This is a genomic window from Hymenobacter defluvii (assembly GCF_017589435.1).
Lineage (GTDB): Bacteria > Bacteroidota > Bacteroidia > Cytophagales > Hymenobacteraceae > Hymenobacter > Hymenobacter profundi.
Genome location: NZ_JAGETX010000009.1, coordinates 126012 through 145749, shown reverse-complemented (window position 1 = coordinate 145749; position 19738 = coordinate 126012). Strand labels below are relative to the sequence as shown.

20 protein-coding genes and 3 pseudogenes are annotated in these 19738 nt (G+C 58.0%); 7 read left to right on the top strand and 16 right to left on the bottom strand.

Annotated features, from left to right (window positions below; translation table 11 throughout):
• Positions 1–10: 10 nt before the first annotated feature.
• The 9 genes from J4D97_RS15980 to J4D97_RS15940 all read right to left on the bottom strand — a co-directional run bounded on the left by J4D97_RS15980 (position 11) and on the right by J4D97_RS15940 (position 6796).
• Positions 11–658, bottom strand: coding sequence for a hypothetical protein (locus J4D97_RS15980; protein WP_208308422.1), 648 nt, complete (start codon positions 656–658; stop codon positions 11–13).
• Between the two features lie 35 nt (positions 659–693).
• Entirely contained in the window at positions 694–2991 is a 2298-nt protein-coding gene (gene topA, locus J4D97_RS15975; RefSeq protein WP_208308421.1) for a type I DNA topoisomerase, read from the bottom strand.
• 197 nt (positions 2992–3188) lie between these two features.
• Positions 3189–3740: a transposase gene (locus tag J4D97_RS15970; protein ID WP_208308420.1), complete on the bottom strand. Its 552-nt coding sequence runs from the start codon at positions 3738–3740 to the stop codon at positions 3189–3191.
• 20 nt (positions 3741–3760) lie between these two features.
• Positions 3761–4258 (bottom strand): hypothetical protein, encoded by a 498-nt coding sequence (locus J4D97_RS15965; protein ID WP_208308419.1) that lies wholly within the window; start codon positions 4256–4258, stop codon positions 3761–3763.
• 369 nt (positions 4259–4627) lie between these two features.
• Positions 4628–4891 carry a hypothetical protein gene (locus tag J4D97_RS15960; protein WP_208308418.1) on the bottom strand — a complete coding sequence of 88 codons (264 nt, stop codon included), beginning with the start codon at positions 4889–4891 and terminating at the stop codon, positions 4628–4630.
• A 45-nt stretch (positions 4892–4936) separates the two neighbouring features.
• Positions 4937–5248, bottom strand: coding sequence for a hypothetical protein (locus tag J4D97_RS15955; protein WP_208308417.1), 312 nt, complete (start codon positions 5246–5248; stop codon positions 4937–4939).
• Between the two features lie 135 nt (positions 5249–5383).
• Entirely contained in the window at positions 5384–5611 is a 228-nt protein-coding gene (locus tag J4D97_RS15950) for a hypothetical protein (RefSeq protein WP_208308416.1), read from the bottom strand.
• A 14-nt stretch (positions 5612–5625) separates the two neighbouring features.
• Positions 5626–6066: a hypothetical protein gene (locus J4D97_RS15945; RefSeq protein ID WP_208308415.1), complete on the bottom strand. Its 441-nt coding sequence runs from the start codon at positions 6064–6066 to the stop codon at positions 5626–5628.
• 16 nt (positions 6067–6082) lie between these two features.
• Entirely contained in the window at positions 6083–6796 is a 714-nt protein-coding gene (locus J4D97_RS15940) for a hypothetical protein (RefSeq protein ID WP_208308414.1), read from the bottom strand.
• A gap of 283 nt (positions 6797–7079) precedes the next feature.
• Here J4D97_RS15940 and J4D97_RS15935 point away from each other — a divergent pair, with 283 nt between their 5' ends.
• Entirely contained in the window at positions 7080–7394 is a 315-nt protein-coding gene (locus tag J4D97_RS15935) for a hypothetical protein (protein WP_208308413.1), read from the top strand.
• Between the two features lie 101 nt (positions 7395–7495).
• Here the strand turns inward: J4D97_RS15935 and arsB are convergent, their stop codons facing one another.
• On the bottom strand, positions 7496–8527 hold the full coding sequence (gene arsB / locus J4D97_RS15930) for an ACR3 family arsenite efflux transporter (protein ID WP_347879353.1): 1032 nt from the start codon (positions 8525–8527) through the stop codon (positions 7496–7498).
• 276 nt (positions 8528–8803) lie between these two features.
• Between arsB and nadE the strand changes: the two are divergent.
• Positions 8804–9862, top strand: a pseudogene (gene nadE, locus J4D97_RS23995) (NAD(+) synthase); the annotation flags it as partial.
• A gap of 489 nt (positions 9863–10351) precedes the next feature.
• Here nadE and J4D97_RS15915 read toward each other — a convergent pair.
• Together J4D97_RS15915 and J4D97_RS15910 are read right to left on the bottom strand one after the other, a co-directional pair.
• Complete coding sequence (locus J4D97_RS15915; protein WP_208308411.1) at positions 10352–10825, bottom strand: IS1 family transposase; 474 nt, start codon at positions 10823–10825, stop codon at positions 10352–10354.
• Complete coding sequence (locus J4D97_RS15910; protein ID WP_432207213.1) at positions 10825–11232, bottom strand: IS1/IS1595 family N-terminal zinc-binding domain-containing protein; 408 nt, start codon at positions 11230–11232, stop codon at positions 10825–10827. Before J4D97_RS15910 ends, J4D97_RS15915 begins: the two co-directional genes overlap by 1 nt.
• Before the next feature lie 66 nt (positions 11233–11298).
• On the opposite strand from J4D97_RS15910, the gene J4D97_RS15905 reads away from it, so the two are divergent.
• Complete coding sequence (locus J4D97_RS15905) at positions 11299–11907, top strand: cation transporter (protein WP_208308409.1); 609 nt, start codon at positions 11299–11301, stop codon at positions 11905–11907.
• Positions 11908–12311: 404 nt separating this feature from the next.
• Here the strand turns inward: J4D97_RS15905 and feoB are convergent, their stop codons facing one another.
• On the bottom strand, positions 12312–14465 hold the full coding sequence (gene feoB, locus J4D97_RS15900; RefSeq protein ID WP_208308408.1) for a ferrous iron transport protein B: 2154 nt from the start codon (positions 14463–14465) through the stop codon (positions 12312–12314).
• 332 nt (positions 14466–14797) lie between these two features.
• Here feoB and J4D97_RS15895 point away from each other — a divergent pair, with 332 nt between their 5' ends.
• Entirely contained in the window at positions 14798–15121 is a 324-nt protein-coding gene (locus J4D97_RS15895) for a DUF6660 family protein (protein ID WP_208308407.1), read from the top strand.
• A gap of 160 nt (positions 15122–15281) precedes the next feature.
• A pseudogene (locus tag J4D97_RS15890) lies at positions 15282–15998 on the top strand (efflux RND transporter permease subunit); the annotation flags it as partial.
• Positions 15999–16014: 16 nt separating this feature from the next.
• On the opposite strand, the pseudogene J4D97_RS15885 reads toward J4D97_RS15890, so the two are convergent.
• Positions 16015–16938: pseudogene (locus J4D97_RS15885) on the bottom strand (IS481 family transposase); the annotation flags it as partial.
• Positions 16939–17019: 81 nt separating this feature from the next.
• Here J4D97_RS15885 and J4D97_RS15880 point away from each other — a divergent pair.
• Positions 17020–17295, top strand: a complete 276-nt coding sequence (locus J4D97_RS15880) for a hypothetical protein (protein ID WP_208308406.1) — start codon at positions 17020–17022, stop codon at positions 17293–17295.
• Between the two features lie 58 nt (positions 17296–17353).
• Positions 17354–18058 (top strand): DUF305 domain-containing protein, encoded by a 705-nt coding sequence (locus tag J4D97_RS15875; RefSeq protein WP_208308405.1) that lies wholly within the window; start codon positions 17354–17356, stop codon positions 18056–18058.
• A 7-nt stretch (positions 18059–18065) separates the two neighbouring features.
• Here the strand turns inward: J4D97_RS15875 and J4D97_RS15870 are convergent, their stop codons facing one another.
• The gene (locus tag J4D97_RS15870; protein WP_208308404.1) at positions 18066–19361 is read right to left on the bottom strand and encodes a type II toxin-antitoxin system HipA family toxin; all 1296 of its coding nucleotides are present in this window, start codon (positions 19359–19361) and stop codon (positions 18066–18068) included.
• On the bottom strand, positions 19355–19690 hold the full coding sequence (locus J4D97_RS15865; RefSeq protein WP_208308403.1) for a helix-turn-helix transcriptional regulator: 336 nt from the start codon (positions 19688–19690) through the stop codon (positions 19355–19357). Before J4D97_RS15865 ends, J4D97_RS15870 begins: the two co-directional genes overlap by 7 nt.
• Positions 19691–19738 lie beyond the last annotated feature (48 nt).

The following is a 19738-nucleotide window of genomic DNA, read 5'->3' as shown; positions in this document are numbered from 1 at the left end:
GCGGCGGGGCTTAGAAGAGCTGGCCGACTATAAAGCCGGCTGCCATGCTGAAGAAGATGATCACCGCTTGAATAAGCGTACCAATCAATTGCTCTTGCAAAACCTGCCTCTCCCGCTCTATATCCTGCTGCACCAACTTCTGTATGTTGGGCTCGACCTCGGCCGCGTAGGCTTCGCGTTCCCTCGCCGCCTGCTCCTGCGCCTGACACTCGCGTTCCTCTTGTTCTGGGTAAGCTAGGCAGCATTCAATATACTGCCCGGCCGACTCGAAAGCGCCTAGCCCTCGGTTGAATCCCTCCAGCATGTCGGGCTCCGTAACTGCTGCTCGCAACAGCCAGGAAAATACCGGCTGGTAGCCTTTCAACAGCGCAATTGCCTCGGGGTAGGGCTGGCAGAGGAATGCGTACACTTCCAGAAGCTCCACTGCCTTTCCTTCCGGTCCGGCTAGATACTCGTAGCAGGCCCGAAGCAAGCTAGGTCCCCGGCCTTCCAACTCGCTTTCTCGGCCCATTTTCTGCATGAGCACCTTAAATTCGTGGAAGGACGTGCTGGGGCTGGCATCCTGATAGGAGGCCACGGGGTAGGGCCAGTGATAGCCTGCTTGCCAGTACGTGATGCAGAACTCCGCGTAAGACAGGGTAGGGGAGGAGGTTGACATGCTAGCCGTGGGGGAGGGGACAAGGGTTGGTTTTACTACTTCTGCTTCGCTTTCCATTTCTTGTAGCTGTCAATCAGCTCCTTGCATTGCTGCTCGGTATAGCTACTGGCCTGGGCCTCCGTCACGTCTTTTTTCAGGCCCGCATTGGTTTTCCTATCGGTGAGGTAAAGCCCGTACTGCCCGCGCCGGATGCTGTAGGTTTTGCCGATGGTGGCCACTACGTTTTCTTGCTGCTTAGCTACGCCCTGGCTGATAAACTGCTGGGCCAACTGCTCGGAAATGTCGCCGGGCAACATGCCGGCGTCCACGTTGAAAAACTGCTTCTCCCAGAGTAGATAGGTACCCTTCTCGTTTTTGCACGCAACTATCGGCTTGCCCTGGTACTTGCCTATTTCGCGCTTACCGTTTTCCTGCTTGGCCCGGATGGCAGCAATCGCCACGGGCATTGTCACGGCCTCGGGAGCGAGCTTTTCTATCGAGAAATACTGCTCCTGGTACTTCACGTACGTTCCGAACTTGCCCTTACCGGCTGTGATCGGCAACCCATCGAGTTTCCCTACGGCTATACTGCCGGCGTCGGGCACGTCCTTGTACTTGGTTTCAGCCTGAGCCAGCCAGCCCGCTAACTGCTTGTCGAACTTGGGCAGGAAGCTTTGGTAGGTGTTCGTACCCTGCGCAATCTCATCAAAGATGGCCTCGCAGCGGGCGGTGAAACGGTAGTCTACCACCTGCGCGAAATTCTGCTCCAGAAAGACTACCAGATCAGTTCCGGTGGGGCTGGGCAACAGTTTGCCTTTGTCAGCCCCCAGCGTCACGGTTTTATCGCGCTGGGTAATCTGGCCGTCGGCTAGCGTGAAGACGGTAGCTTTTACCTGCTTGCCCGTTACGGTGCCGGTAGTGATGTAGCCCTTTTTGGTCGTGATGTTGTCGATGATGCTTGCGTAGGTGCTGGGCCGGCCAATCTGCCGCTTCTCTAGCTCCCCTACTAAGGTGGCTTGGTCAAAGCGCCGGGGCGGCTTGCTGTAGGTCTGCCGGGCTTCGAGCTGCTGCACGCTCAGCGCGTCGCCGGCCTGCACCGGATGTTTCAACAGCGGCGTATCTTCTTCCTCATCTTCCTCCTGTGCGTCCTGGTACACGCGTAAATAGCCATCGAACACCAGGACGCGGGTTTTGCTGGCGTACTCGTCGTCGGGGAGCGCGGAGCCCAGCGTGATACGGGTTTCGTCGTAGCGGGCGGCGCTCATCTGGGATGCTAAGGCCCGGTTGTAGATCAGCTGATAGAGGCGCTGCTGTTCGTCGGTCGCCCCGGCCTGCGGGTTTTCCCAATGGGTCGGCCGTATTGCCTCGTGGGCCTCCTGCGCCCCGGCTTTGTTTTTGAACCGCCGCTCGTGCAGGTACTGAGCCCCGTACTGACCGACAATCTGGCCCTTGGCCTCGGCAATGGCCGAATCAGAAAGATTCACGGAGTCGGTCCGAATGTAGGTGATGTGGCCGGCTTCGAACAGTGCCTGCGCCACTTCTGATACCCGGTTAACTGTGAACTTCAGCTTTTTCACCCCGTCCTGTTGCAGTGTCGAGGTGCTATAGGCCGCGGGCGGGTTGCGCTCTACTGGCTGCCTGGTGACTTCGCGCACGGCATAGCGTTGGCCCTGGGTGCTGCGCAAGTACTGCTGCGCACTCTGGCCATCGTTAAAGGAGGTGGTACGGACGGCCGGTAACAGTTCGCCTTTCGGCGTCCCAAAGATGCCCCAGACCCCGAACGTATACTTGTCGGTGAACCCGGCTATCTCGCGCTCGCGCTCCACGATCAGGCGCACGGCGGGGGACTGCACCCGCCCTGCCGACTTAACGTTGGTGAGCTTGCGCCACAACACGGGGGAGATTTCATAGCCGACGAGTCGATCCACGGCGCGGCGGGTTTCCTGCGCCAATACCAGCGGCATATCGAGGCGGCGCGGATTCTGCACGGCTGCCTGCACGGCTTCGCTGGTAATTTCCTGGAACGTTACCCGGTGGGTGGTCCGGTAGTCCAAGCCCAGGGCCTGGCACAGATGAAAGGAAATGGCTTCGCCTTCCCGGTCTGGGTCCGTGGCCAGATACACGTTCTGCGGCCCGCACGTTTTTACTTTCTCCTTCAGGTCCTTGACGACCTTGTGCTTGCCCTCGGAAATGACATACTGCATCTTGTAGCCGTTGGCCTTATCAATGCCGACGCCATCTTTCGGCAGATCGCGGATATGGCCGACGCTGGCCGCTACGTCCCAACCTGGCCCTAAAAAGCCCTTGATCTTGCCAACCTTATTGGGACTCTCGACAATCAATAACTTCCCCATACCAGCGTTTTCTATTTATAAGTGGGAGATTAGTGTGCTTTGTCTGTTACCATAATATAACAAAATAAATGCAAAAAATACCCATTAGCTATTCAAAAAAAGAAGCCCCGACTATATTTAATCGAGGCTTTTTCATTCCTACTTACTCCAGTCTTTCGCAGCTCGATCAGCGGGCGGGTCCCATTTCTGCTGGGGTTCTAACTAACCTCACCATCTCCTTCCAGCTTGCTTATCAAGCGAAGGTATTCTTCGGGATACTTCACCTGATACTTGGATATGTCCGCGTTGGCCAAGTCGTGTAAATAGGCGCGCATAGCGGCTTGCTGATCCTCTTCCGACAGCGTGGGTAAGAGTACCAGCAGCTCCTTTGCCCGTTCCTGCATCTTCCGCGAATTCTCAGCCAACTCCACCAAGACTGGATCTTCCTCGCCTAACAAGCCTTGCTTTCGCAGGTCGTCGTAGTAAACCTGCCATAGTTGCATTATGGCTCCTGCCGGGGCACTCAACGGGTGCAGCTTATCATATATTCTCAACCAAGTACCCTCTTGTAGCCATACTTGCATGCGCTCGTGGGCCACGTACCTATTGCCTAACGCTTCGGGCCATTTTTCCCAATTCGTACCTGTGATGAGCATTCTAAGTACCCCTTCGGCAAACAAGCGGTTCTCGGACTGGCCGTCGTGGGGCTCATCGGGTAAAAACGGCCTAATGGCTGCCCACTGCGCGGCCGTGATGTATTCTGTGTTCATTGCTTTTAGGACGCCAGTAATTAGTAAAGGTGCTCATAATCCTTCAGGCCCTGCTCAAACTCCTGCACTGTGAAAGGCTCAAAGAAATCACCGTTGCGCCACTCGACGCCTACCGTGAATTCCTTGCCTGGCAGCTCGATAAGGACGCGGCTCCCATCCCCGCCCAACTCCTTGTCCTGGCTTAGCTCTACCCAGCCGGAAGGGGTAACCGAGTTATCCAGTCCGATGATGAAATAGTCGCCGCCTTGCTCCAGGGCTACTCCGTCGAAATCATCGCCGGCAACAAAGCAAATCATCGACTCTAAATCACGGTTGGGGACGGCCACGGTAATAATCAGCTCGTTCACCGTACCGGTAGCTAAGGCCCGGCGCACCTTCTCGACGCCGGAAAGGGGACTCGTGGCCATGGAGCGGAACGTCTCGGCGCCATCGAGCGCCAGGTTCGCGGTATCTACTGCAACGGAAGCGGGGCGGGGAGTGCTGCCATCAGGCGGCGTGAGGTTCAAGGTCGTGCACATGGCAGGATAATTTTGTAGTTAGAAATTGCTCAGCCGTTACGAATCACTTTCAGCACTAACGCTGTCTAAAAGTGCCTGAGCACCTGGAATAGCCGGAGTTTCGGGTAGTGGCCACCACAACGTCGGTTCGCCCCAACGCCAGTGGTCGTGTGTTGTGCCATCCGTACACGCATAGCGCATATTTACCCCGCAACGGGGGACCTTCGCAGAATTGTAATCGTACGGGTTTTCCAATTCCAGCCATTCTGGATCATAAGTGTAGACTAGCTGCTCAAAGGCTGGCAGGTCAGGGGTCACAGCCAGCTAGAGCGGTTTACTGCCGGCATCGAGCGTCAGGTTCAAGGAAGTGCTCATTGTAAGCTGGGTTTTCTAATTGGAAATCGAAGAGGCTTCAGAGGCCGGCGCGGCTTTCTTGCGCACGTCGCCCACGTTGAGCACCACCAGCTGCTGAAGGAAGATCCCCTCGCCCAAATCGACCGGATAGCCGCTCTTGCGGCGCAGGTAGGCAATGCGGTTGCGCTGGTCGGCTTTCACCGGATTGTCAGGATCGAGTAGCAGCGCCTCCAGACTGGTGTAGACAACGCGTTGGGCCTGGCCGTCAATGATGAGCTGATAGGAGTAGGCAGGTTTCATGCAGCACGCGTGCCCGGCTGCGGGGCGCTTGGGATGGCCATAGAGTTAGGGAGTACGGTTGGGCGTACCAAGTGCCCAAAAGCTACTGAACCCAGCAGACTCTACTACCGGAGGCTCGGGCTTCGTCATGAAGGCCCAGCACCACTCCTGCACATGCTGACAGTACGAGCAGCGCAACCCGGCTGCGGTAGCGTGCAGCAACCCTTTATTGGTACGCGGAGCCAGCGCTTGGAAGAGCGTGTCGCCTACGGCATCGCTCCGGTGGGGACAAAGCAGGCGTAGGGGGCTGCCGGATTGCTGGTAGGCATTGATTAGCTGAACCTGTTCCGGGCTCCACGGGGCATGCAGCTTTTCCATCTGGGCGGTATCTGGGGTGAAACAACTAATCAAATATACGGTTTATGTTAATCACATGTTGCTTATTTGATTAAAAAGATAAGCGCTCCTATCATTGGCCGGAACGCTTCTTTTTTCTTGCAGTTAGTTTCTGCTTCAGGCTGACTGTTGGGTGTCTGTAATGCTAACGCTCATTTCGTATCGCTCGGCCTCAGCAGGAGCGCCGCTGGGGGGCGTTATTATTATCTCGTACCGGTCAGTCGCATACTCGTTGTAGATGCGCGTTTTTGCGGCATTCAGGGCCTCATCAACGTTGGGTGTTCCGGTGACCAACACCGTTGTAGCATGAGAACCTGGGCCGGGGCTGTCGAAAAATACTTCCATAAGACAATGAAGAATTACTGTTGATGTGTTGTATTTCGGGAACGTTCTGGGCAAAAAAAGGGGTAGGGGGTCCGAAAGGTTCCGATTCGGGTTGCTTCGAGCTTCGCTTTGATGCTGGTAATCGCGTACGCCGGAACGCCCACTATGTCACTACAAAACTCTAACGCTGCTTCAGTTACGAGGTAAGCCTGCTCTTGTAGTTTGACTATATCGTATCTATCCTGTGCCCTGAACTGTTCCAGCCAAGGAAATAGCGTCATCGTTCGCTCAAATAGAGCCTCGCCTTCCTCGCAGCCGTCGTGCACTAACACGCGAAAGGCTTCATGCAGGGCCTTTACCTGGCGCCTCTCTTCTGAGGAAACTGGTAAGTGCTCTACCTCGGCTAAGAGGAAAAAATGCTCTCTGATCGAAGCCCAGAGATGATGGTTGTGTTTGATAGTTGCGGCCAGTGTCATGCGTCAAAGGAGTTTGTCACGAAAGAGTCGGGCAGCGAAAAAATCGCTGCCACCAGCTCACGAATGCCGGGGCTGCCTTTTCTTGCGTTTGTGCCGGGTAAGAAAGAGATAGTACTGCTTGCTCTGTTGGGGTGAGCACGTCGCGGAGCTGGTGAATCAACCAATTACCCAAGATGGTAGGGTACACTTCGGGGCTGTCGTAGATATACTCGGGGCCATGTTCCTGAAAGCCAACGAATAGGCGTCCTACTTCGGGCTGTATCATGGCATGGGTAATGGTGCCATACGTCTGAAGCTGGTAATGGTGGTGCTGAATTATACCCTTCGCAAATACCCGATACAGCTTGATATGCACGTCCCCAACCCGCGTGGACAAGAGCAGTTCTATCTTAGGATGGAAAAGCTCTGTCCACTCCCCGTAGGCGTCGCCGGCCTCGTGGAACGATACCTCGTTGTCCTCACTGGTGGGATAGGTAACGCCGATGCAATCGGGCCGTAGCTGGGCCTGCAAGGCAATGAACTGGTCGCGCGTATACTCGACGTTTAGAAAACGAAACGGCCCCTCACCCAGCTTGGATACGGTATAGAGCCCATTATTATGTATCTGTCGGCGCACCATATTTGGTAAACGCACCCGCTCGCCCTCTGACAGCTGCAGCCCGATTACGTAGGGTCGCTGCCACGTCAATACCTGGTCGGTCCCTTGCTCTATTATGAGGTTATCCGGCATTTCTATCCACTGCCCTTGTTCGTCCTGGCTTGCTACCGCTTCATGGGAATAGCACCCACTCAGATAAGAGAACCTTCTTTCCGGGGCCAACGGGACCCGCACAATTGGCGCGTTCCCGTACACGAATTTCTTAAAGAAGCTGTACCTAATTTGTTGTTCTGCGTTCACTTCCATGGTTGCCGCTAGGTTAAAGACCAAAGTATGTTACCAATATACAACAATTAATTTGTAGATATTGCTGCATTGCTTTCCTGTCCAGCCAACCTTTTCCCTCTTCACTAACATGAGTTCCAAGAAACTAGCTACCGCCGCTGACCTAGAATACTATCGCGGGCATCAGGCATATATCCGCACGTTCAAGTACACGCCGCTCAACCAATTCGACCACCTGCTTTGCATTCATGGGGACCGGGGCCAAGGAACAACCGGCGAAGTGGCGTACCTCACTATATCAGCCGCGGCTTATGAAGCCATTGCGGCCCGCTTCCCTATCGAGGATTGGGAATTGAGTTTATTCCGCAGTGAGTTTTTTCCCGTGGGGAAGTCCTGGCGCTGGTGCTGCAAGAGTCGCCGGCCCCGGCTCCCGAGTGAGTGCTAGTAATAGGGGTAGCACAATAGTAGGAACAGAGATTCCCGCTAAGAGCATATACTATCCTTAATACTGTTAAAAACGGCTGCTATATTCCCTCTTTCGGGCATCTAGGGGCGTGCAGCGGGAGACGGGTTAGCAACGGGGCCGGCCGCCGATTCTCCGTACCAGCGGCGGCGGAACCAGAAGGCGACGTTTACCAGGGCAATCAGGGCCGGTACCTCAATCAGCGGTCCGATGACGCCGGCAAAGGCTTGCCCGGAGTTGAGCCCGAACACGCCGATGGCCACGGCGATGGCCAGCTCGAAGTTGTTGCCCGTGGCCGTAAAGGCAATGCTGGCATTCTCGGCATAGTCGGCCCCGAGCCACTTGCCGGCCGCGAAGCTGAGCACGAACATGATGCCGAAATACAGGGCCAGCGGCAGGGCGATGCGCAGCACGTCCAGCGGTACTTGCACGATGGTTTCACCCTTCAGGCTAAACATGACCACGATGGTCAGCAGTAAGGCGATGAGGGTAATGGGGCTAATGGCCGGGATATACACCCGCTCGTACCATTCGTTGCCTTTGAGGCGGCGCAGGATGGTGCGCGCGAGAAATCCGGCCGCGAAGGGGGTGCCCAGGTAAATCAGCACACTTTGGGCAATGTCCCAAATCCCGATGTTCACCGCGTAGCCCTTCAAGCCGAAGTAGGGGGGCAGGACGGTGATAAAGAGCCAGGCCAGCACCGAGTAAAACAGCACCTGAAAGATGGAATTCAGGGCCACCAGCCCCGCCGCGTACTCGCGGCTGCCGTCGGCCAGGTCGTTCCAGACCAGCAACATGGCGATGCAGCGGGCAATGCCAATGAGAATCAGGCCCATCATGTACTCGGGCTTGTCGGGCAGCAGCCAAATGGCCAGCAGGAACATGAGCAGCGGCCCCACTAGCCAGTTCAGCACCAGCGACAAGCCGATGATGCGCGTGTTTTTAAAGACCGTAGGCAACTGCTCATACTTGACCTTGGCCAGCGGCGGGTACATCATCAGCATGAGCCCTTCGGCTTTGAAATCTGCCAGGATGCCTGGCAGCCCGCCCATGAGCGACCGGCTGGCCGGCTGGTAGGCCGGGTGGAGTTGATTGTCAATCCGTCGGCCAGCCACTTTGCCATGAGCAAAACCGACGTGCGCTACCAGCTGGTAATGGAGGCCTCGCGCACCTATCACTGCACCTACCTCTACGCCAACCTGCTGGGCAACGAGTCGGGCCGCATCATCTTCGACGGCGAAATCCTGGTGGCCCGCAACGGGCACCTGCTGCTGCGCAACCAGCTGCTGAGCTTCAAGGAGGTGGGCCTGGAGTGGATGGACGTGGATTTTCTGGCGGAGCTTGCCCCGGCCCCGGAAGTCGTGCCGCTGCCCGCCCCCGACGAATACCTGGAACTTAACCAGGCCATGAGCCTGGGCTTGTTCGACTACCTGCGCAAGGCCCGCAGCCGGGGCTTTGTGCTGAGTTTGAGCGGTGGGGCCATGCGCCGTGGCCGTGGCCGAAATGGTGCGCCTGGGCGTGGCGGAGCTGGGCCTGGAGCTGTTTAGGCGCCGCAGTGGCTGCTTCCCGGAGGCAGCTACCGAGGTGCAGCAGGAAGGCGCCGGGGGCAAAGCAGCCCAGGTAGTGCTCCCATCAGCCCGGGCGCCCGAACTTTCCGTCAACCAGCAATTGGTGCAGCACTTGCTCACCTGCGCCTACCAGGGTACCGTGAATTCGTCGGATGATACCTTCAACTCGGCCAAAGAGCTGGCCGACAGCCTGGGTGCCCGGTTCTACCATTGGGAAATTGATGAGTAAGTGACCGGCTACGTGAGCAAAATCCAGGGTGCGCTGGGCCGGGAGCTGACCTGGCAGACCGACGATTTGGCCCTGCAGAACATTCAGGCACGGGTGCGCCCCCCGCCATCTGGCTGCTGGCCAACGTGCTGAACTGCCTGCTCATCACCACCTCCAACCGCTCGGAAGCCAGCGTGGGCTACTGCACCATGGACGGCGACACGGCCGGCAGCATCTCGCCCATCACGGGCGTGGACAAGGACTTTGTGAAAAAGTGGCTGCGCTGGGCCGAAGCCGAGCTGGGCTACCCCGCCCTGCGCCACGTGAATGCCCTACAGCCTACCGCCGAGCTGCGCCCGCTCGAAGACCAGCAGACCGACGAGCGCGACCTCATGCCCTACGCCCTGCTCAACCGCATCGAGCGCCTGACCTTCTACGACCGCCTCAGCCCCAAGCAGGTGCTGGCCATGCTGGAAGGCGAAAGCACCGGCTTCGACACGGAACAGCTGAAAACGTACGTGCGCCGCTTCTACCAGCTCTGGAGCCGCAACCAGTGGAAGCGCGAGCGGTATGCTCCCTCATTTCATCTGGACGACTACAACGTGGACCCGCGCTCCTGGCTGCGCTTTCCCATCCTCAGCGGTGGCTTTGCCGAAGAGTTGGCGGCCTTGTAAGCGGATTCGCCGCAGGATGCCTGCGGCTCTGGCTCCTTGTTTACGACCTGAATAGTTGCTTACCGCAGCAGGTAATATACCCCGTACGCCGCCGCGTAAGGTACTTATGAGCCAGGTCTGTTCCTGGTAAAGCCCAAACGGGTAGTCTGATAATCCTGCACCTTTCGGGAGTAATCTTGTTCACAACCCTTGGGCGGGGTTGCCGTACTTTGTAAGGCACTCATCCCGTGTGCGGCCAAAGTCCTTGTGATGCGTTTCGTCGGTCTGTTCCGAGAGCATCAAAAAATGTGGGCAGCTCCCTTTGCGGGGTGGTTAAACGGTGCAGAACGAATAGTCACCGAAGCTGACAATAAATTGCCCCCCATTTTTTGATGCTCTCCGAGGTTATTCCATTAAAATAATCCGTTAAAATATGGTAGTCCTATAAATGTAATGCTTTCATCTCTATATTAAAATTGCAGATAAAATAGTTTATTGCCCCAATATGGTTTACTGCGATTTAGAAAAACTCAATACTTTTCTTCCAAGTCTAGCCACTCTTTGTCGAAGGGTGCAATTAAAACGTTCTATATAAGCTGTCAAGCCACTAGCCTTGCCAACTGCAAAATGATTCTCCTGTTTAAAGACACGTGTGTACGCCTGCCAATAATCCGAAAAGAAGCCACCTTCTCCCTTAAATGCGGCCGGAATATTTTCATAGAACTGTTGCGCATCTTCTCCGCCACGTCCGCCTACATGAAAAGCAACAATTTGTCTATTCGCAGGATTGAGCGCTAACCATAACCATTGCTGATTCTTTTTCTCACCAACAAAAGTCCACATTTCATCCAGTTGAATGCCGTAATATTCTACCCGTGCGCTGCGCTCTTGGCTATACAGATCATTTAGCAGTAAGTCATTATTCTCTATATCAGCTAGATAGCTGCCAATTATAGGCGACTGGTGGCTCTCATCTGTCTCCATTACATTCGGATCTTCTGTTGTCGTCTGAAGATAGTCTTGTAATGCAATTGAATTTTTTTTACACCCTCTAACCGCGAAATTTCCTCATCCATTCTATCGGCCAAGTAAGCTTCAATATTTGGCAGAAAAAGATCGGCATTTAGATCGTCAGGCAAATTATTATACAATTCTTTAAGATAAGATAAAAGCCATTTTTCACTGATATTACATACACGACAGATACCGGCTAAAGAAATACGTTCTAAAAGTAGTTTATTGATGAGTAATTTGTCGGCTTCATTTACAAACCAGTTTTGGCCGTTTTCCACAAATTGACGATTACACATATGGCAAAAATAGTTTTGTTTGCCATAATGAGTATGCCCATTCTTTTTGATATTTTCGCTATTGCAATGACTACATTTCATCTTTTAGCTGTTTTTTAAAACGTGACACCAGCATTACATTTTCAGGACTACCTTAAAATAATAGGAATGGAGGAACAAGAAGAAAAAGAACCGCAACTCGACCCGGGCAACAAAAAGGAGCGGCGGACGCTGATACAAGTATCGTTGATTAATTTTTCCCAAGTAGCCCTCGCTGGCATTGTGGGTTTCATTATCAATTCCTCCGGCTTGTTAGGTACTGCTTTGGATAGCACGGGAGATATGGCTATTTACCTGGTAAGCTTATATGCTGTGGGGAAAAGTGTCCAAGCCAAAGTGCGGGCAGCCTCTTTTTCAGGATTTTTTCTTATCGGCGCAGGTATTCTTCTTTTAATTGATGTGATAAGAAAATTTACGGAAGGCTCTGAGCCCGTGGGTTGGGCAATGATTATTGTTGCCATTGTTAATACCGCCAGTAATTACTGGATTGTGCAACTGCTGAAGCCTGAAAAACAAGCCGGTGTACATATAAAAGCATCCATTATTTTTACGAATAATGATATGTGGATAAATCTTGGAATCATCGTATCTGGTTTAGGGGTAATGCTCTTAAAGTCCTCTATTCCGGACCTGGTGGTGGGTGTTGTTGTCGTAGGTATCAGCATCTGGGGAGGGGTGAAGATATTAAAAGATGCAAGGGCAGAAAGTAATAAGTGACCTGAAACAGAAAAGGATGTTGTTATAATAATTGATTTTGAGCCAAGGGCTAAGTACATGCTGTTTATTGGATTAAATAAGATTGAAAACTGCTTTTTTCAAAAATATAAAACCCTGAATGGCACCTGTTTGAAGATGAGAGAACGATATTGTGGGAGCTTTTTTTAGCCTGTCGGGGAGAGCATTCAAGCTGCTCGGCTGCCAAGTCGGAGGTTTTACCCTATTTGTTTAACAGCATCCCCAATGCCATAAGCATAACACTCTGACATATCGGAAATTTCTAACCGATTGATTATTGATAGGTAGTTGTCATAAAAAAAACCCCGCCTGTACAGCGGGGATTTTCATTTGTGTGCAGTTAGCGGCATCGCAGGCGGCTCCTTGTTTCCGGCCTGAATAGTTGCTTACCGCAGCAGGTGGCACACCCCGTACGCCGCCGCGTAGGCCAGCCCGGTCATGTAGAGCAGTTGCAGCAGCGGCCACTTCAGGCCCTTGGTTTCGCGGTACACCACGGCCAGCGTGCTCATGCACTGCATGGCAAAGGCGTAGAACACCAGCAGCGAAAACGAGCGGGCCGCGGTGAACACGGGCTCGCCGTTCACGTCTTTCTCGGCGGCCAGCTTCTGCTGCACCGTGCGCATGTCCGCGTCCTGGCCCACGCTGTAGATGGTGGACATCGTGCCCACGAACACCTCCCGGGCCGCAAACGAGGTGAGCAGGGCAATGCCGATTTTCCAGTCGTAGCCCAGGGGCCGGATGGCGGGCTCTAGCGTACGCCCGAACACGCCGGCGTAGGATTCCTGCAGCTTGGCCGAGGCCACCCGCGTTTCTGTCTCGGCCGGTGCCCACCGCTGCTGCGCGGCCTGGGCCCGCACCCGGACTTCGGCCCGCTGCTGGGCCTGGCCGGGGCCGTAGGAGGCCAGCACCCACAGAATAATGGACACGGCCACGATGACCTTCCCCGCCTGAAAGAGGAAGGTCTTCACCTTCTCCACGATGGTAATGCCCACGTTCTTCCAGCGCGGCCACTTGTAGACCGGAAACTCCATGATAAAGTAGCTGCGCTCCTTGGTCTTAAGCAGCCCCTTCATGAGCAAAGCCGAAAGCAGGGCCGCCCCCAGCCCGAGCAGGTACATGCCCATCAGGGCCAGGCCCTGCAGGTTGAAGACGCCGAGCACCTTCTGGTCGGGCACCACCAGGGCAATGAGCACCGTGTACACCGGGATGCGCGCCGAGCACGACATGAGCGGCGTCACGAAAATGGTGATGATGCGGTCCTTCCAGTTTTCGATGGTGCGCGCGCTCATGATGGCCGGCACGGCGCAGGCCACGCCCGAAATCAGGGGCACCACGCTCTTGCCGTTGAGGCCGAACTTGCGCATGATTTTGTCCATCAGGAACGTGACGCGCGCCATGTAGCCGGTTTCTTCCAGCACGGCAATGAAGGCGAAGAGCAGCGCAATCTGGGGCACGAACATGAGCACCCCGCCCAGGCCCGCCAGGATGCCCTCCGTCACCAAGTTCACCAGCGGCCCATCGAAGCGGTCCTGAATCAGCCCGCTCAGGCCGGCAATGCCCCGGTCAATCAAATCCATCGGGTACTGGGCCCAGGCGAAGATGGCCTGGAAGAGCAGCAGCAGCACGGCGAAGAAAATCCCGTAGCCCCACACCTTGTGGGTGAGGACCTTGTCGAGCCGGTTGCTGTAGGGCTCATTTTTCTCGGTGCGCGTCACCGTCACGCAGTCGAGCAGGATGGCGTTGATGCGGGCGTAGCGGGCAATGGTTTCCTGGGCCTGCCGCGCCGTGGGCTGAAAGTCGTACCGGCCCGTCAGCTCCTGCAGGAAAGCTCGGTCCTCGGCCGTGAGCAGCTTGATGTGCGCGCCCTGATGGGCGTAGTGCAAGGCCAAGTAGTCGTTGTGCAGCCCGAAGCGGGCGCGAATCTGCGCCACCGGGTCGGCCAGGTCGGCCTCGGGCGTGTAGAACCGGCTGCGGGGCGCGGCCAACTCCCGGGCCATGACAATCTTGAGGGCCGCCACGCCGACGCCCTTGCGTGCGTTCATCGGGATGACAGGCACGCCCAGCTCGCGCTCCAGCGCCGGCACGTCGATGTGCACGCCGTGCTGCTCGGCCACGTCCATCATGTTCAGGGCCAGAATGACGGGCAGGCCCAGGTCCACCACCTGGGTGAAGAGCAGCAGGTTGCGGCGCAGGTTGCTCGCGTCCACGGTCACCACCACGAAGTCCGGGTACTGGGCCGACGTGCGGTCGTAGAGCAGGTCGGTAATCACCTTCTCGTCCAGGCTCTTGGGGTAGAGCGAGTAGGTGCCGGGCAGGTCAATGATTTCGGCCCGGTGCTGGGGCGTGAGCTGGCTGATGCCAGTTTTGCGGTCCACCGTCACGCCGGGGAAGTTGCCCACCTTCTGGTTGAGGCCCGTGAGCTGGTTGAAGAGCGACGATTTGCCCGAGTTGGGGTTGCCGATGAGCGCCAGCCGGGAAAAAGTGGCCCGCCCGGAACCCGGCTGGTCCACGAGGGGCAGCGGGGCAGCGGGGGGGGGCATAGTAAATGCGGACATGAACCTAGTTTTTATTTGTAATCTTTCTAAACAAAGTTACCGAAACCGCGTTTCATTGTTGAAAAAAGAATGCTGCCGGTAATGGGCTCTTTCCGGGGAGCTTCGTGGCAACTTCCAGCCATTTTCTAGTGTTGGACTACACTGGTCAGCCGCTGGCTTACACCGCGCTGCGCCGGCTGGAACCCAAACACGCAACCTGAACCGCACCGGCGACGAGTTTCCCTTCACCGCGCTGCGCCGGCTGGAACCCAAACCCGCCGCCCGCATATCCTTCTCTCGGCAGACTGCGTATGTTTGCACCGTCCCGTCGTTAAATAATGCGCTTCTTCTCCGTCTTTTTTGCCGTCTACATTGCCTTGTTGGCTTGTTTGCCCTGCGCAGACGAGGTCCCGGTGTGGGCATTCGGCAGCAGGACGCGGGTGGAAGCCACCGAGCACGGGGCTGGCAGCCGCACGCACTTGGAATGGTGCTCCCCGCTGTGCCAATGCCACTGCTGCCCGGGCACCACCCTGCCCGTGGCGCTGGCCATAGTACTGGGCCAGCCCGTGCAGGAATTCGCCGGCCCGCGCTTTTTCCCGCGCCTAGCGCCCCCCGCCGCGCGGCAACGGGCCGCTAGCATCTGGCAGCCTCCCCAAGCCTAGTTTCCTGTTTTTCCGGTTCCGTTGCGGGACCGGGCACCCTGTTGTGCCCGGTTGCGTAGGCACATGCGCACCGTTTTGTGCCCCGCCGGACCTGCCGTCGTCGAGCCCCCGAGCTCCGGCCGCTCTTTTTCAGGATTTCTAGCCTTACCCCTCAGCCAGCATGTTTGACCGGCTCATTCATTTTTCCATTCACAACAAGCTCATTATCGGGCTGCTGACCCTGGCCCTGGTGGCCTGGGGCGGCTACTCGCTGAGCCGGCTGCCGATTGACGCGGTACCCGACATTACCAACAACCAGGTCGTCGTGTACACGGTGGCCCCCTCGCTGGCCGCGGGCGACATCGAGCGGCTCGTTTCCTTTCCAATCGAGTAGAGCGTGGCCACCATTCCAGAGTGCAAGGAAGTGCGCTCCTTCTCCCACTTTGGCCTCTCGGTTGTCACCATCGTCTTTGAAGACGACGTGGATATTTACTGGGCCCGCCAGCAGGTGGCCGAGCGCCTGCGCGAGGCCGAGAGCGAAATCCCCGAGGGAGCCGGCCGCCCGGAACTCGCGCCCGTGAGCACCGGCCTGGGCGAGGTGTACCAGTACCTGGTGCGCGCCAAGCCGGGCTTCGAGAAGAAGTACGACGCCCGCGAGCTGCGCACCATTCAGGAGTGGATTATCCGGCGGCAGCTGCTGGGCACGCCCGGCGTGGCCGACGTGGCCAGCTTCGGGGGCCTGCTCAAGCAGTACGAAATCCGGCTCGACCCCACCCGCCTGCGCTCGCTCAACGTCACCATCGACCAGGTCTACCAGGCCGTCTCGCGCAACAACCAGAACGCGGGCGGGGCTTACATTGACCAGAAGCCCGCCGCCTGTATGGTCCCGGCGTATGGGGAAGGGGGGCGCAGGTGGGGTCGCGATGAAAGATAGTAGGATTTTTCCGCCATTCGGCGCAGATGAATTCGTAAGGGGTAAGGCCCTTTAAACGCTTGAGCCGTTTGGCATAGTTGTAGGCGACTAAGAAACTGAGCAAGTGGGTGTGGAGCTGGGCCGTCGTTTCGTAGTGGTAGCGTTTAATCGTAACCTCCTTCACCGTGCGGTTCATCCGCTCCACCTGGCCGTTGGTCCAGGGATGGGCCGGCTTGGTAAAGCGCTGCTCAATACCCCACTCGTCGCAGAGCTGGCCAAAAGGGTGCCGGCCCACGCGGGTGTGGTGGGGCAAGTTGCGAAACTGAATGCCGTTGTCGGTGAGCACTTGATGCACCTTGTAGGGGATTTGCGGCAGCACCCGGCGCAGGAAGTCCACGGCGATGGCCTGCGTGGCGTGCGGGTGCAACCCGGCAAAGGCAAACTTGCTGGTGCGGTCAATGGCGATAACTACATACAGCTTGCCTTCTTCCGTCTGCACCTGGGCAAAGTCGACGTGCAGGTAGCCCAGGGGATAGGACTTGAAAGCCGCTTTTTTCGTCCCTTCAGCGGGCGCGTCAGCGGGGGGCAGGCAACGGATGCCGTGGCGCTGCAAACAGCGGTGCAGGGCCGACCGGCGCAGGTGCGGAATGGTTTCCTGCAGCGCGTAGAGGCAGTCATCGAGGGGCAGCAGCATCTCTTTGCGAAAGAGCACAATCGCCGCTTCTTCTAGTGGGGCCAGCACCGTGGAGGCCGGTTTGGGACCGCGCACCGCCTCTTCGGTCGTGGTGCGTCGCCGCCACTTGCGCACCGTCTTCTCGTTCAGCCCCAGGCGCTTGGCTAGCGTTTGTACGCCTTCTGTACTTTGCTGGATAAGGCGCCGGGTTGCCGGCGTTGTCGTGGCGCAGCCGTGTGGTATTTTGCCCATAAGTTTGCCTGAAAGATACGACACGAAACCCCTTCCCCATACCCCGGGACCATACAGCTAGTACCTTATTCCCCCTTGCTAATGTCAACTGAACACACCGCCAAAATTGACCTGACCCTGGTGCCCGAAGGACGCCACCTGGCTTTTTCCAAGGACCTGCTGGAAGTTGCCCACGTGCTGCGCCGCGTCGGCGGGGAGGCCTCCGCCTGGCAGCGCGTGGCCGTAAACGCCCGCTCGCCTTACCTGGATACCGACGCTTTTGCCCCAGGCACGCTGCTGGAATACTACGTGCAGCACGAAACGCAGCAGGGCACGCCCGAAGCCCGCAGCCACGTGGTGAGCACCACCGTCGCCTAAGTTTGCGGCATGTGGCACTCCCATCTACGTTCCCCTTGCATCGCGTGCGCTGCTGCAGGTGCGCGTTTTCCTGCTGCTTGCCCTGGGGTTACTGCTGGCCGCCTGCCGGGGTAAATCGGCGGAGACGGCCGACGTGCACGCGCCCGGGGCGCCGGCGACCATGATGGCGGCCCTGCACACCATGGCCGAGCACTCCCAGGCCCTCCCGCTGGGGACCAACCTCGACCTCTACTTTGCCCGGCTCATGCGCGAAAACCACCGGGCAGCCGTGTCCATGTCCGCCCTGGAGCTCAAACAGGGCCACGACCCGGAGCTGCGTAGCATTGCACAGGACATCCACCGCGCCCATCAGCAGCTCATTCTGGGGCTGGACTCGGCCATCCAGCGCATTCAGGCGCAGCCACCTGCTTACCCGGACCATACCACCCAATCCCACGAGTTGGAGAAGTTGCTCGCGGCGGCCACCGACGGCCTGCACCCGGCCGCCCACCGCATCATCGCCAAAGTGGAAGCAGGCTCCGATTCCCTCAACCACCATCACACCCCCAAGCAGGAAGACGCCGGCACCGGCAGCATTGACCGCGACTTTGCCGCCCTGCTCGTGCCCCATCACCAAAACTCGATGACCCTGGCCCGCGCCGAGCTGGAGTTGGGACGGGATGAGGCCCTGCAACGAGTGGCTTACTTTATCCTGCTGGACCAGCAGCGGGAAATCGAGCAGGTGCAGGCTTGGCTGCGGCGGCTCCCGGTGCAGTCAGAATAATTTCTGCTTACTGCAGCAGCCGGTGCGCTTGGCCGATGGCGGCGGTGCGCTCCTCGGCCATGCCGGCCCTGGCGGCGAATTCCGGCCACCGCGCCACCTGCGTCAGCACGTCCTCGAGTAGCTCGTCGGCCCCGCGGATGTTCATTTCCCGGGCCACGGCTTTCAGGTCGGCGCGGGTGAAGTTGTCGCGCTTGCCGTTCAGGGCCATCTGGTGCTGGCTGGTCCAGCGGTTGCCGGGTTGGTAGGCATAGGCCACGTCGTAGGCCGGAGCCAGCTGCCACTTGCCGGCCGCATCCATCAAAAAGGAAATGTTCTTGGTGTGGTCGTCCTGGTTGCGGGCCACCACGTTGAACACCATCCGCCGGTAAAACTGCTCGGCGGCCGTGTAGGGCAGCCGCAGGTCGCGCATGACCTGGAAGGCCTGCTCGTAGGAATAGGCGGCGGGCTGGTTGTAGTCGTAGTGGGCCAGCGCGCACAGGGTCTGCGCGTGAATTTTCTCTCCCGCGGCCGTTCGGTCAAAGCGCCGGGTCATGAAGTGGGCCCGCAGCCCTTCCTCGTACAGGCGGCACTCGCTCATGTGCAGGCCGCTGGCGGTGGCCATCAGGTAGTAGGCGTACTCCAGGCGGCCGAAGTCCTGGGGGTCGGCCAGCGCTTGGTCGCGCACCCCGTCGAGCTTGAGCAGCCAGTAGCCGAAGCCGGGCGGGGCCTGCACCTGCCCCGAGCGCACTTCGCCGCTCTCCTCGTTGAAGGCAATGATGGCCTTGGGCCGCGCCCCGCCCGCCGAGGTGCCCACCGCCAGCAGGGTCGCCAGTCCCTCGGCGGCCCCGTCGCGCAGGTTGGCGTGAAAGGCTTCGCGCTGGCCTACCACCTGCTGCGCCAGCTCCACCAGGGCGGCCACTTCCAGGGGCTGGGCGCCTGCCCCGGCCACGTTGCCCACCTGGGGCTCGAACTCCAGGGCGCCCATGCCGCGGTTGGCGATGTAGCACAGGCGCTCCACCGGCGAAAAGTCCGCCGCGGCGCGACCCTGCGTGGCCAGCCAGGCGTTGATGAGCTGGTTGCCGAACCGGTCCGGCAGCGCGTCGGCCAGCAGCCCGGGCAGGCCGTGGTAGGTGTCGGGGTTCAGGCGGGGGAATGCGTATACCTGGTCGGCCCGGGTGGGCAGGGGCATCTGCAGCGGGGCCACGTTCAGGCCGGATTTGACAAAGCCGGGGTCGTAGGCAAACGTGGCCAGCGCCCGCGCGGCGTCCCAGCGCACGGCACCAACCTGCTGGCCCCACAGGCGAACAAATGCGAGGTCTACCATTCAGCGGGCGGGGGAGGGGGAGGCGTTGACGCAGCCGGCGAAGCGTTGCGGCGCTGCTTTTTGGTGAGGCGGGCTAACACCAAAGGGTTAATCTCGGCTTTGGTTACCAGCGTGTCGAGCAGGTCGAGCTGCTCCAGCGTGCGCAGCAGCTGCACGAAGGTGAGCAGCGAGGTGGGCCGGCCGTGTTCAATCTGGCTCAGGGTGGCCCGGTCGATGCCGGCCGCCTCGGCCACCGCCTGCTGGGACTGATTGCGGTTGAGCCGAATCTGGCGCAGGCTGCTGCCCAGCTCACGCAGGATGGCCAGGTCTGAAAGAGAGTACCAGTTCATGTTGTATAGGCGCAACAAAGATGGCCAAATATACCACGTTTGTTGCGT